The following is a 13,108-nucleotide window of genomic DNA, read 5'->3' on the forward strand; positions in this document are numbered from 1 at the left end:
GTCGCCTCCCCTCCGGCCCGGCCCTCTCACCGGCTCTCCTGGACCCCGCCGATCCGCCTCTCCTCGGAGACCCCCGGCGGGAGCAGGCGGCGCAGGCGCTGGTTGACGGCGGACAGGGCCGTGCGGTCGCCCGCGGCGACGGCCCGGCGGCCGTCGGCGATCGCGGCGTCCGCCTGGGCGCGGGAGGTCATCTCGTCGCGCAGTTCGACCAGGGAGTGGAAGACGAGGAAGTCCCACTGGTCGCTGCGGCGGAGCAGGTCGACCTGGAAGTCGCGCACCCGGTCGGCGAGGCGGCGCAGACCGGCCGGGGTGCCGTCCTCGCCGGCGCTGGTCGCGCGGGTGCGGAGGTTCTCCAGTTCGCGGCGCTCGGCCGGCCCGCCGCCGACCTGTTCGATGAGGTCCTCGCAGCTGTTGAGGAGATCCCACAGCTCGTGCTGGAGGCCGGGGATGTCGATGGCCTCCTCGACGTCGTCGAGCTGGGCCTCCAGGTCACGGATGCGCCGGTCGCTGGTGCCGGCCGCTCCCGTGTCGACGGCCGCCGCGTCGACCTCCTTGCGCAGGTGCGTCAGTGCCTTCTGGTCGGACATCTCGTCGAGCTGGGACAGGGCCTGCTCGGAGTGGACGTCCTCCGCGCGTTCGCGCAGCGCCTGGGCGCGCTGCTCCAGGTCGTGCAGCCGGTCGGCGAGTTCGTCGTGCGTGGGCGCCACCAGCTGGGAGCGGTCGATGGTCGCCTCGAACTGCGCGTCGGCGACGGGGATGTCCGCGGTGACGGTGACTTCCCGGTTGGTGGCGTTGATCTCGAAGGTCACCTCGACGGGCGTCTGCGCCGGCAGGTCGAAGCGGACGTCCCGGGGCCGGATCTCCAGCAGGCCGACCCGGGTGTTGCGGTCGGCGCGCCGGCGTTCGCCCTCCAGCAGCGGGATGCGGATGACGGCGTCCGGCTGGGAGCGGCGCAGCGGGATGGACGTCTCGAACGTCTTGGTGATCGAGGTCGGCAGGGCGGTGCCCTTGCGCAGCATCGGCGCGAAGGAGCCGTCGGCCTTGCCGATGCCGAGCGTGCTGGTGAGCACGGCGTCGCCGGGCAGGACCTGGGCGTGTGTGATCGACAGGGTGTCCGGGGCGAGCGTCTGCCGGGTGCCGGAGTCGTCGGAGAGTTCCACGGTGAACCGGGACCGGGTGCCGGAGTCGATGGTCACCTCGGTGTAGAAGGCGCCGTCGGGGGTGAGGGTGGTGCGCGGCCCGCGGAAGGGCGGGCGGCCTTCGGGGTTGGTGAGGGTGACGGTGTACCGGGTCCAGTCGGGGACGGCGGTGCCGCCGGTGACGCGGCCGGAGACGGGGATGCCGGTGGTCTCCAACGACTGGGGTTCGTAGTGGAGTTCCACGGTGAACTCGCCCGGCGCCGCCGTGCGCGGCCTGCTCGGCGTGCGGACGGTGCGGGCGAAGACGGCGGCGCCGCGCGCGACCACCGTGGTGGGGTCCTGGGTGTGGTCGAGCTGGATGCCCAGGCCCTCGACGGGATCGGACAGCAGCTCGCGCAGCCCCGGGGCGAGCGTCGCGCCGCCGACGAGCAGCAGCCGGTCGATGTGGTCGGGCCGCAGCGAGCTGTCGGCGAGCGCGTCCCGGCACAGCTTGATCGCACGGGCGTAGAAGGGCTGCGCGAGGTCGTCGAGGGCGCCCCGGGTGAGGGTGTACTCGAAGGGCGCCGTACCGCCGTCGCCGTCGGAGAGGTCGAGGACGATGTCGTAGGAGCCGCGCCGGGACAGCTCGATCTTGGCGTCCTCGGCGGCCAGTTTGAGCTTGGCGAAGTTGGCCCGCCACCGGCTGTCGCGCCGGGCGAAGCCGGGCAGCCCGAGGTCGCGCCGGACGGCGGGCACGAGCAGGTCCTCGACGATCGCCCAGTCGATGAGCTTGCCGCCCAGGCGCGGGTCGCCGGCGTGCTGGAGCAGTTGCAGCTCGCCGTCGCGCTTGCTCATCACGGCCGCGTCGAAGGTGCCGCCACCCAGGTCGAACACCATCCAGTGGGTGGACTCGGAGGCGTCCTGCACGCCGTAGGCGAAGGCCGCCGCGGTCGGCTCCTGGACCAGCGGGCAGTGCTCACCCAGCCCGGCGAGGGCCGCGGCGGCGGACGTGGCGCTGTTCTGGTGCAGCGCGAAGGAGGCCGGGACGGTGATCACCGCCGCCTCCGGCGGGCTGCCGGTGTCGTGCGCCGCGTCCTGGCGCAGGGACTTGAGGACCTCGGCGGAGAGCTCCTCGGGGGTGAGGGACACCTTCGCGCGGGCGAAGTGCCGCCGGAAGTCCGCCACGCCCATCTCCAGCTTGAACTCGGCGTGGGCGTCGTCGGGCTGGGTGTCGGTGCGCTCCCGGGCGCGGCGGCCCACGTGGATCACGTCCGGCTTGGGCATCCACACGGCGGACGGGGTGTAGTCCCAGCCGTCGTTGTTCTTGATGACGCGCACGCCGTCGTCGTCCGCCACGGCGATGGCGCTGTTGGTGGTGCCGAGGTCGATGCCGAAGTCGATGGTCTCGCGCATTGCGGTCGTCTCCTTGGTCGTTCAGGTGCCGTGGGTGGCGCCGGGTGCGGGCCGGCCGACGACGACCTGCCCCATCTGGATCCGCTCGCCGCGGTAGTAGACGCTGGGCCGGAGGGTCTCCAGCACCACCTCGCGGGTCAGGCCCGGCTCGTCCTGGAAGGCGAGGACTTCGAGGGACTGGCCCGGGTCGAAGGGGTCGCCGTCGTGCTCCTGGATCTCCAGGCCGCCGTCGGCGAGTGCCTGCCGGCCGGTCTGGAGGTAGCGGCGCACCTGCCTGAGGTCCGCGGCCGGCAGGTCGCCGGCGCGCTGGTTCAGCTTGCGCTGGGCGCGCCACAGGCCGGTGGCGGCGGCGAGCAGCGTGCTGGCGTCGGCCCCTTGAGCGCCGTCCGCGGCGGGCTCTTCGGTCGTGGCGGCCGTGGCGGTCCTGACGTCGTCGAGGACGGCCGTGACCCAGGCGGCCTGCCCGGTGTCCAGGAACGGCGGCGGGACGCGGAACTCGGGCGGGTGCCGCAGCTGGCCGAGCGAGGCGCGCACCCGGCCGGTCCTGTCGCCCCGGCGGGAATGGAAGCTCATCTTGTTCTCCGTCCGCTGCGTACGCCGTCCGCCAGCCACGCCAGAAACCGCACGAGGGAGCCGACGACACCGAGGACAGCGACTCCGGTGAAGAGCACGGGGAGGAAGCCGAAGGCCCCGATCAGATAGGAGAGCGCGCCGCCGATGAACACGAGCACCAGGAGGAACGCCCGCCAAGGGAACGGCGTGGCCCGCCCGGGGCGGCGGCCGGTGCCCGTGAGGTGGTCGTAGATGGTCTCCCAGTTCTCCTTCAGGCCCTGCGAGTCGCGGTCCGGGCCGATCTCGTACGCCTTCTCCGCGAGCCAGATCATCTCCTCGCGCCGCGAGGCGCTCGGCGGGCGGTACACGGAGACGCCGAGGAGTTCCACCGCGAGGTTGTTCAGCCCGACGGCGACGACATGGGCGATCTCGTCGTACCGCCAGTCGGAGACGAACGGCCTGAGCGGGGCCAGGTCCTCGAAGCCGGGCACGACCCGGTCGCGCAGGAGCAGGAACGCCTCGCGGTACCGGCCGGCTTCGCGCTCCCGTTCCGCGGCCAGCAGGTCGCCGTGGATCTTCTCGTACGCGTCCTCCACCGCGCGCTCGAACAGCTCGGAGAACAGGCCCGTGAAGGGCGGGAAGGCGGTCCAGGCCGAGCAGACCGTCGTCAGCCTGGCCGCGGCGGCCGGGTCGGCGAAGAGCTGCGGGAAGGGGGAGACGAGCAGCTTCGGCAGCCCGGCCAGGAGGTCGTCGGCCGCGTCCTCGTCGAGCCGGGGGTCGCCGAGCGCCCGGATGCGGTGCCGCACGTGCTGCCGCAGCGCCCCGTCCGCCACCAGGTGGCCCCAGGCGGACACCGCGTGCTCCCACAGGGACGCCCGCTGATCGACGGGCAGCTCCACGTCCCCGGTCTCCGCTCGCAGGGCCCTGGCGTGCAACACGACGGCGGAGTCGTGCAGTTCGTGCACGTCCGCGGAGCAGCCGCAGCCGGAGTCCGGGGAGCCCCACAGCCACACCAACTCGTCGACCATGCGCCGGCGCGGGTCCTGGAGGCCCTCGAAGGCGGCCCGGACCTCGTCCTTGCCGTAGCCGCCGGCCGGGGCCACGTCCCGGGCTCCGGGCCAGCGGTCCTCGACGGCCAGCCGCGCCTCCAGCTTCTGCCGGTGCCGCCGCACGGCCGGCCCGCTTGCGTGGGTGGGCAGGCCGGTGACGGCGAAGACGTTCCTGCGGTAGAGCTGTGGGCCCGCCAGTTCCTCGAAGCGGTCGAACTCCCGCACCGGCGTGGTCACATGATCACCCCCCGGCGCCAGGTCATGAGCCGTGTCAGATGTCTTTCGCGCAAGCGCGGATAGCGGCTGATGGTCTCCTCCAGCAGGTCGGCGGCCTCGCCGAGCTTCCCGGGCACCCGGGAGAGCGCGGTGGCCTCGCGCACCAGCGCGTCGGCGGACTCGGCCGGCTCGGCCGCGGCCGCGGTCCCGGGGCCGGGCGCCGGGCGCAGGCCGGTGGCGCGGTCGGCGACCGCGCGGGCCGTGGCGGGCCGCTCGGCCGGGTCGATCCGCAGCATGTCGACGACCAGCCGGTCCAGCTCGGGGCCCACGTCGTCGTTGAAGGCGCGGGGCGGCTGGAGCGGCCGGGTGAACCGCTCCAGGGAGAAGGACTGCACCGGGTCGCCGCCGTCGTACGGGAAGTGCCCGGTGAGCAGGAAGTAGACGATGGTGCCGAGGGCCCAGACGTCCCCGGGGCAGCCGTAGCCCTTGCCGCGGCGCAGCACCTCGGGCGGCATGTAGGCGACGGTGCCCTGGGCGCTGGCCGCCATGGTGCCGGGGTCGGTCTCCTTGGCGAGGCCGAAGTCGCTCACCTTCACCCGCAGCCCGGTCTCGTCGTACCCGACGAGCACGTTGGCGAGGGACAGGTCGCGGTGGACGATGGGATGCGGGCGTTCATGGGCGACGGCGAGCCCCTCGGCGGCCTGCCGCAGTACGGCGGTCACCTCGCCGACGGGCACCACGCCCGCGTGGGAGTCCATCAGCCGCTCCAGGCTGCCGCCCGCCACGTACTCCATGGTGATGTAGCCGCGCACGCCCTCGGAGGTCTGCACGGTGCCGGCGTCGAACACCCGGATGATGTTGGGGTGCCCCAGGGTGGACAGGATCCGGGCCTCGTCGAGCATCCGGGACGTCGCCTCCAGCGAGGCCACGTGCTTGAACAGCTTCAGCGCCTGCCAGCCGAGGATGTGGTGCCGTACCCGGTACACCTCGGCGAAGGCGCCCTCCCCCAGCCGGCGGTCCACGACGAGTGCCGAGTTGATCCTCTGGCCCTGCCGGAGCAGGGCGCTGCCCCGGCCCGTCGCCGTGTCCCGTGTGCCGTCGCGCACGTGCTCACGCACCTCCCCCACCGGTGAAACCGTTCGAGCCGTCGCCGGTCCGCCCCGCCTGTCCCACCCGGGGCGGTGCGGGCCGCCATGCTAGGAAGCCCCCGCCGGGACCGGTCCCGACGAGCGGGGCCGTGATCCCGCTCACTCCCGGCCGGGGCCGGGCCAGGTCCGGCGGTTATGGTGACCAGGGCGCATCAAGGCGCCCAAGTACGGACAAGGCGGCGGAGGGTACACAGTGTCGGACCAGGGGCGACTCGTCGCCGGGCGCTATCGGCTCGCCGAGCGGATCGGCCGGGGCGGTATGGGCACGGTGTGGTGCGCCGACGACGAGGTACTGGGCCGCCGGGTCGCCCTCAAGCAGCTGCACGAACACCCGCACCTCTCCCCCGACGAGCTGGCCACGCTCTACGAGCGCATGCGCCGGGAGGCCCGCAGCGCCGCCCGCGTCACGCACCCCGGCGTGATCGTCGTGCACGACGTCGTGGAGGACGAGGGCCGCCCCTGCGTGGTCATGGAGTACGTCCCCGGCCACACGCTCGGCGACCTCCTCCAGGACGGCCGCACCCTGCCGCCCGAGGAGGCGGCCCGGATCGGCCTGGCCATGGTGTCCGCCCTGCGGGCCGCGCACGCCGCCGGTGTCCTGCACCGCGACGTCAAGCCCGCCAACGTGCTCCTCGGGGCGGGCGACCGGGTCGTCCTCACCGACTTCGGCATCGCGATGACGGCCGGTTCGTCGTCCCTGACCAGGACGGGCGAGATGGTCGGCTCCATCGACTACATGGCCCCGGAGCGGCTCAGGGGCCTCGCCTCCGGCCCGCCGTCCGACCTGTGGGCCCTGGGCGCGACGCTGTACCAGGCGGTGGAGGGCCGCCCTCCGTTTCGCCGAGCGACGGCGATGGAAACGGCATACGCCATCGCCACGGACCCCTTGGATCCCCCACGCCGAGCGGGCCCGCTGGGCCCACTCATAGAGGCTCTCCTGGCCAGGACCCCAGAGGCCCGCCCCTCAGCGGAGGAAACAGAACACTCCCTGCGGGCGGTTGTGCACGCCCTAAAGGGGCGCGGGGCTGTGCTCGATATGCGGCTGCCGCCGCGTGGGCGCGACCAGCCCCACACAACCCGCACCCGAAAGCCCCACAAACGCCGCATCGCCACCATCGCCGTAACGACAGCCGCCCTGGCCACAGTCGCCACGCTCTACGGAACACACAACCGCACCACCCCCACCCCCTCCCCCACCCCCCTGGCCAAGGGCTACCACCTCGTCCACGAGAAGAAGCTCGGCGTCTCCTTCCCCGTCCCCGACGGCTGGAAAGCCCACAACCGCACAGCCGAACAGGTCGTCTACACCGCCCCCTCCGGCCTCGCCGGCATCACCATCGGCACGGTCGCCCCGGCGGGCTCGAACCCCACCGACCACTTCACCGACATCGAGGCGAACACCAAGGTCAACTACCCGACCTACCGCCGGCTCCGCATGGAGCGGACGACGTTCCGCGACCAGCCCGCCGCCGTCTGGGAGTTCACCTTCCAGGGCCGGGCCCGCCCGTTCCGCGCCATCGACCTCGGCTACGGCCGTGAGGGCGGCCGCGAGTACGACATCTACCTCTCCGCGCCCGAGGCCGAGTGGGACACCTACCGCCCCGTCTTCGACGAGGTAAGGGACGGCTTCAGGACGGACTGACAGCCCGCTCCGGCCGACCGGTCCGTGATCGGCTTCACACCTGCGACGGGACAAGGCCCGGGCCTTACAGGGCGTAAAGCGTCGCAAGAATGGATATGGGCTATACGGCGAAACGCGGAGAGTGTCCGACGTGCCCGGATGCCGGGCGCCGGGGCTTCAGGGGGAGGGAGCGCGCATGGACGGCCGGCCCTTGTATCTCGCACCGCGGCTGGAGTCACGGCTGAGGTCGCTCGTCGCGGCGACCGGGACGCTGCACGCGCTCACCGACGCGCTCGGCTCACCCGTGCACGTGGTGGTGCCGGACCAGATCGCCGAGAACCTGGAGCGGTTCAGGTCGGTGTACCGCGCGCACCATCTGCCGGGCCAGGTCTTCTACGCCCACAAGGCCAACCGGTCCAGCGCGCTGCTGCGCCGCCTCGCCGCGACGGACGCGGGCGTGGACGTCGCGTCACTGGGCGAGCTGCAGCACGCGCTGGGGGCCGGTTTCACTCCGGACCGGATCACGGCCACGGGGCCGAAGAACCCGGAGTTCCTGTGGCTGGCGGCGCGTACGGGCGTCACGGTCAGCGTCGACTCCGCCGCTGAGCTGGACCAGCTCGCCGTGCTGGTGCGCAAGCACGCGCTGGCCCCGGTGCGGGTGCTGCTGCGCCTCGCGGGGTTCGAGACGTCGGGGGTGAAGGTCCTGAGCCGGCGCAGCCGGTTCGGCACGCCCGTACGGGAGTTGGAGCGGCTGCTGGAGGCGGTCGAGCGGCACGGCGACGTGGTCGACCCGACCGGGGTGGCCTTCCATCTGGACACGACGAGCGTCGCGGAGAAGGCCACCGCCCTCGAAGGGTGCCTGGCGGCCCTGGAATCGTGCCGGAGCCGGGGGCTGCGGCCCCGGGCCGTGGACGTGGGCGGCGGGTTCGGCGTCAGCTACCTCGCCGAGCGGGAGCAGTGGGACGCGTACACGACCGAGCTCACGGCCGCCGTCCTCGGCCGGCGCCCGCCGCTGACCTGGGGCGGGCACGGCTACGGCCTGCGCAACGAGTCCGGCACCCTGCGCGGCAGCCTCGGCCTCTACCCCGCCCACCGGTCCGTCGCCGGCGCGGCCTACCTCGACGAGCTGCTGGCCCAGCCCGCTCCTTCCCTGGGCGGCCGTCCGCTGGCCGCGCTACTGCTGGAGCACCTGTACGACCTGTACACCGAGCCCGGCCGGGCCCTGCTGGACCAGTGCGGGCTGACGCTGGCGAAGGTGCTGGAGGTCCGCGACCAGGGGCCCGGTGAGGAACTGCTCGTCCGGCTGGCCGCGAAGGCGGACGACATCGCCCTGGAGGACCACGGCGTGCTGATGGACCCGGTCGTCGTACCCGGCCGCGGAGCCGGGCCCGGCGAGGGGCCCGTCGCCGTCCACCTCTTCGGCAGCCTGTGCCTGGAGACCGACCTGATCACCCGGCGCACGGTGTTCCTGCCGCGCCGCCCCGTCCCCGGCGACCTGCTGGCCTTCGCCAACACCGCCGGTTACGCCATGGACTTCCACGCCACCCGCGCCCAGCACCAGCCCGTCGCCCGCAAGGTCGCCGCCTGGCAGGACGGCGAGGAGTGGCGCTGGTGCCTCGACGACCAGTTCTGGCCGATCACGCCCTCGAGGGGAGCTCAGTGAGGTACGACAGCATCACCGAGGCGATAGGCAACACCCCTCTGGTGCGGATAGACCCGGCGGTGCACGGCCTGCGCACCATCGATCTGTACGCCAAGCTCGAAATGCTCAACCCCTTCGGCTCGGTCAAGGACCGGGCCGCGTGGAACATGGCGCGTCCGCTGCTGCCGGAGGCGGTCGAACACGGCAGCCAGGTCGTGGAGTTGTCCAGCGGCAACACGGCGAAGGCGCTGGCGGTCGTCGCGGGCATGCACGGCCTGGGCTTCAAGAGCGTCACCAACCGGATGCGGGTCCCGGAGATCAAGGACCTCCTGCTGCTGCTCGGCGCGGAGATCGAGGAGCTGCCGGGGCAGAGCGAGTGCCTGGACCCGACGGCGACGGACGACCCGCTGACCCTCTTCCACCGGACGCTGTCCGCCTCGGGCAGCGCCTATCTGCACACCGACCAGTACTTCAACCCGCGCAACACCGAGGCCCATTTGACCGGCACCGGCCCGGAGATCGTCAAGGACCTGGACGGCCGGGTCCCGGACTGGTTCGTCGCCTGCGTGGGCACGGCCGGCTCCTCCACGGGCGTGGCCCGCGCGCTGCGGGAGGAGGACCCCTCGGTGCGGGTGGTCGGCCTGGTCGCGGCCAAGTCGGACTTCATCCCGGGGATCCGCACCATCGACGAGGTGCAGGAGGTCGGCCTGTTCGACCCGGACACGTACGACACGATGGAGTCGGTCAGCGCCGACGAGGCGATCGAGGGGATGCTGACCCTGAACCGCCGCTGCGGCATCCTGGGCGGACCCACCGGCGGTGCCGCCTACTTCGGGGCCGTCCGTCATCTGCGCGCCCTCGACGAGGAGTCGGGCGAGCGCCGGACGGCGGTGTTCATCGTCTGCGACCGCGTGGAGAGCTATCTGAGCTACGTCCGGCAGCGGCGGCCGGACCTGCTGGGTCGGCCGCCCAGGAAGAACTCGCCGGCCGACCTCTCCGCGGCGGAGGTCGGTCGGGCCCCGTCGGTCACGGTGGCCGAGGCCCGGCGCTGGATCGAAGCCGACCGCCCGCTCGTGGTCGACCTGCGCAGCCCGTACGCGTACGCGGCGCTGCACATCGACGGATCGGTCAACATCGTCGACGAGCTGTTCTCCGAACTCGTCCAGGGGGGTCTGCCGTTCAGCCGGAGCCGCCCGGTGCTGCTGGCGTGCCCGGTGGGCGAGCAGTCCGCCCGGTACGCGGCGCTGCTGACCCGGATGGGCCATCCGGACGTGCGCAGCCTGGCGGGCGGGATCATCGCCTGGCGGGACGCGGGCGCGCCCCTGGTGCGGGACTGACCGCCATGACCGCACCCGCGATCCGCGAGGAACCGATCCGGTGGCAGCAGGCGCTGCGCGCCCAGTTCCCCATCGTCACGGCGCATCCAGAGCTGGCCTATCTGGACAGCGCGGCCACGGCGCAGAAGCCGCAGGCCGTCCTGGACGCCGTGCAGACGTACCTCACCACGTCCAACGCCAACGCCGCGCGCGGCACCTACACCTGGGCCAACAGGACGACGGAGCTGGTCGAGCGGACCCGCGAGCGCGTCGCCCGGTTCCTCGGGGACACCGAACCGGAGCGCTCCGCCGTGCACTTCACCAGCGGCGCGACCGAGGGGCTGCGCACCGTCGCCCACGACTGGCTGCCGGGCTTCCTGCGCGACGGCGACGAGATCGTCGTGCCGGACGCCGACCACCAGGCCAACATCACGCCCTGGCTGGAGGCGCAGCAGCTGCTGGCCCGGCAGGGCGTGCACGTGCGGGTGGTGCCGATGCCGTACCAGAGCGGTTCCGGGGACTACGACCACCGTGCGCTGGCCGAACGGGCCGGGCCGCGCACCCGGTTCGTGGCCACCACGCATGTGCACCATGTGTACGGCGGCGACATGAACGTGGGCCGGATCCGGCGGGCCGTCGGCCCGGACGCGGTGATCTGCCTGGACGCGGCGCAGAGCGTCGGCCATCTGCCGGTGTCGGTGGCCGAGTTGGACGTCGACTTCGTCGTCTTCTCGGGGCACAAGGCCCTGGCGCTGCCGGGGTCCGGTGCGGTGTGGGCCCGGCAGGCGCGCGGCCCGGCGTTCGTGCCCGGCGGCTGGAGCGGCACCCCGAACACCGCGGGCATCGCCTCCCTGGAAGCGGCCCTGGACTGGTTGGACGCCGCGGGGGTCGAGCGCATCGAGCGCTGGACGGTCGCCCTCGCCTCCCGGCTCACCGACGGGCTGCGCCGGCTGGACGCCTACGAGATCCTCGGCTGCCCGCTCAGCCTGGCCGCCGACTCGACCGTGCAGCGGCGCCAGGGCATCGTGACGCTGCGGCACCGCGCCATCGACTCGGGCGATCTGGGCTTCATCCTGTTCAGCCACGGTTTCATGGTCCGCTCCGACCACCACTGCCAGGGCGACGCGGGCGAGAAGACCGGTTCGGTGCGGGTGAGCCTGCATGTGTACAACACCGTGGAGGAGATCGACCGGCTGCTGTCCGTTCTCGCGTCACTCACCTGACTCGGCCACCCAGGCATAATGGGAACCGTTTCCACCTGTAGGCTCGGACGGACAAGAGTCAGGTGCGAGACGGCAAGGTGGCGCGACCGGATGGGGCTGAGCCTGGAGACGGCGGAGCGATGGGTGGAGCGCTGGGAGCTCCAGCAGCAGCGGTACGCCGTCGACCGCGAGGAGCGGTTCACGGTGATCGCGGATGTCGTCGAACACGTCACGGCGGGGCGCCGGAGCCGGCCGCTCGTCGTCGACCTGGGCTGCGGGCCCGGCTCGCTCGCGGCCCGGCTGGTCCGGCGGCTGCCGGACGCGGAGATCGTGGCCGTGGACCGGGACCCCCTCCTGCTGGAGCTGGGCCGGACCCACCACCCGGACGCGGCCCGCTACGTCGACGCGGAGATCGGCGCACCGGGCTGGACCGGGACGCTGGGCCTGGACCGGCCCCTGGACGCGGCCGTCTCCACAACAGCCCTGCACTACCTCGACCGCGACACCCTGCTGCGCACCTACCGGCAGCTCGCCGCGTTGCTGCGGCCCGGCGGCGTCCTCGTCAACGGCGACCACCTTCCCCAGGACGAGGCGGGCCCGGCCGGCATCGCCGCCCATGTCGGGCGGTGCCGGGCCGGCCGGCAGCGGGCGTTCACCCATGAGGACTGGGGCTCCTGGTGGGCCGCCGTCGCCGACGACCCCGAACTGGCCGACCTCCTCGCCGAACGCCGCCGCCGCGAGGCGTCCCCCGACACCGGCCGCCCCGCCGAACTCCCCCTCTCCGCCCACCTGGACCTGCTCCGCCGGGCGGGCTTCGACAAGGCGGGCCCGGTCTGGCAGTACGGCGACAGCTGCGTGGTCGTGGCGGTCCGCTAGGGCCTGTCGTTTGGATCAGGTCGCAGGGAAGTGACGGTGCTGTTCAGTGCCGGTGAGCGGGGTCTGGTGCGTGCAGCTGCAAGGCGGAGGAGGGAGTCGACGCGGAGCGTCGGGGACCGACGACAACGCGGCAGATGCGCGTGCCAGACCCCGCGTCTGCGGCGTGATCCAAACGACAGGCCCTAGGCCCCGCCTTCACACGGATCTCGCCCCGAGCAGGACCGACGCCAGGCTGACGGCCGCTTCGTGGGAGGGCCTTCTCGGGGATGGTGTGGCCGATCCCGCGTCCCGCGTTTGCGCAGGTAGGCGCGGAATGCGCGAGAGCTGTACGCCTTGTCTGCGATCACGTGGTCGGGACGGCAGCGCGGACGGCCGGGGCCGAGGCGTGGGACGCGGATGCGTTCCAGCAGCGGTTGCGCACAGATACCGTCATGGCGTTGGCCGGGGGTGACCAGGGGGGCCAGGGGCCTGTCTCGGCCGTCCCCCCCTTTCGGCCGGTGGCGGGATGACGGGCAGCAGCGCCCGCACAATCACGGCATGACCGAAACTGTCGAAGCAGCCTGGCACAAGATCCTGACCACGGCCGGCGAACCTCGCCGACCGGAAGAATCGCCGCTTGCCGTTCCGTTTGCCGAGCTGGTGTTGGTGGCGCACGCCGAGCCGCTGCTTCGTCAGCTCTACCCCTGGACCGGTATGTGGGAGCTGCACTTCAGCAGGTGCACGGAGATCCGCCACACCTGGGACATCCCCTACATCGGCACCCTGGGAGACGGCCGGTACTACGTCGAAGGGCCGAGCCGAACCAGCCCGCGGATCGCCGAGACAGACAGCGCGCAAGCTGCAGTGGCGATGGTCATCGATCGCCTGCCACCACACTGCGGCCCGGCCTTCATCGGCAATGCAGAGGAACTGGCCGCCTACGAGAGGGCGCGGGACAACAGGTAGAAACAGGCAG

Annotated in this window: 10 protein-coding genes and 1 pseudogene; 6 read left to right on the forward strand and 5 right to left on the reverse strand. The window is 72.8% G+C overall.

Annotated elements, in window-relative coordinates:
- Window positions 1–26: 26 nt before the first annotated feature.
- From IE255_RS20240 to IE255_RS20255, 4 genes are read right to left on the reverse strand one after another with little or no spacing between them, the layout of a single operon-like run.
- Window positions 27–2,531 carry an Hsp70 family protein gene (locus IE255_RS20240; RefSeq protein WP_190051731.1) on the reverse strand — a complete coding sequence of 835 codons (2,505 nt, stop codon included), beginning with the start codon at window positions 2,529–2,531 and terminating at the stop codon, window positions 27–29.
- 21 nt (window positions 2,532–2,552) lie between these two features.
- Window positions 2,553–3,104 (reverse strand): hypothetical protein, encoded by a 552-nt coding sequence (locus IE255_RS20245; protein WP_190051732.1) that lies wholly within the window; start codon window positions 3,102–3,104, stop codon window positions 2,553–2,555.
- The gene (locus IE255_RS20250) at window positions 3,101–4,369 is read right to left on the reverse strand and encodes a hypothetical protein (RefSeq protein ID WP_190051733.1); all 1,269 of its coding nucleotides are present in this window, start codon (window positions 4,367–4,369) and stop codon (window positions 3,101–3,103) included. Before IE255_RS20250 ends, IE255_RS20245 begins: the two co-directional genes overlap by 4 nt.
- On the reverse strand, window positions 4,366–5,454 hold the full coding sequence (locus IE255_RS20255) for a serine/threonine-protein kinase (protein WP_229906498.1): 1,089 nt from the start codon (window positions 5,452–5,454) through the stop codon (window positions 4,366–4,368). The genes IE255_RS20250 and IE255_RS20255 overlap by 4 nt, the downstream gene beginning before the upstream one ends.
- A 235-nt stretch (window positions 5,455–5,689) precedes the next feature.
- On the opposite strand from IE255_RS20255, the gene IE255_RS20260 reads away from it, so the two are divergent.
- From IE255_RS20260 to IE255_RS20280, 5 genes are all read left to right on the forward strand, one after another.
- Window positions 5,690–7,138, forward strand: coding sequence for a serine/threonine-protein kinase (locus IE255_RS20260; protein WP_190051734.1), 1,449 nt, complete (start codon window positions 5,690–5,692; stop codon window positions 7,136–7,138).
- A gap of 175 nt (window positions 7,139–7,313) precedes the next feature.
- Window positions 7,314–8,780 carry a Y4yA family PLP-dependent enzyme gene (locus IE255_RS20265; protein WP_190051735.1) on the forward strand — a complete coding sequence of 489 codons (1,467 nt, stop codon included), beginning with the start codon at window positions 7,314–7,316 and terminating at the stop codon, window positions 8,778–8,780.
- Window positions 8,777–10,096, forward strand: coding sequence for a pyridoxal-phosphate dependent enzyme (locus tag IE255_RS20270; protein ID WP_190051736.1), 1,320 nt, complete (start codon window positions 8,777–8,779; stop codon window positions 10,094–10,096). Before IE255_RS20265 ends, IE255_RS20270 begins: the two co-directional genes overlap by 4 nt.
- 5 nt (window positions 10,097–10,101) lie before the next feature.
- The gene (locus tag IE255_RS20275; protein WP_190051737.1) at window positions 10,102–11,298 is read left to right on the forward strand and encodes an aminotransferase class V-fold PLP-dependent enzyme; all 1,197 of its coding nucleotides are present in this window, start codon (window positions 10,102–10,104) and stop codon (window positions 11,296–11,298) included.
- 90 nt (window positions 11,299–11,388) lie between these two features.
- On the forward strand, window positions 11,389–12,153 hold the full coding sequence (locus IE255_RS20280) for a class I SAM-dependent methyltransferase (protein WP_190051738.1): 765 nt from the start codon (window positions 11,389–11,391) through the stop codon (window positions 12,151–12,153).
- Window positions 12,154–12,440: 287 nt separating this feature from the next.
- Here IE255_RS20280 and IE255_RS39260 read toward each other — a convergent pair.
- Window positions 12,441–12,635 (reverse strand): annotated as a pseudogene (locus IE255_RS39260) (transposase); the annotation flags it as partial.
- Between the two features lie 55 nt (window positions 12,636–12,690).
- On the opposite strand from IE255_RS39260, the gene IE255_RS20290 reads away from it, so the two are divergent.
- Window positions 12,691–13,098 carry a DUF6193 family natural product biosynthesis protein gene (locus tag IE255_RS20290; protein WP_229906499.1) on the forward strand — a complete coding sequence of 136 codons (408 nt, stop codon included), beginning with the start codon at window positions 12,691–12,693 and terminating at the stop codon, window positions 13,096–13,098.
- The last annotated feature ends 10 nt before the right edge of the window (window positions 13,099–13,108 follow it).

This window comes from Streptomyces lomondensis (genome assembly GCF_014651035.1).
Lineage (GTDB): Bacteria > Actinomycetota > Actinomycetes > Streptomycetales > Streptomycetaceae > Streptomyces > Streptomyces lomondensis.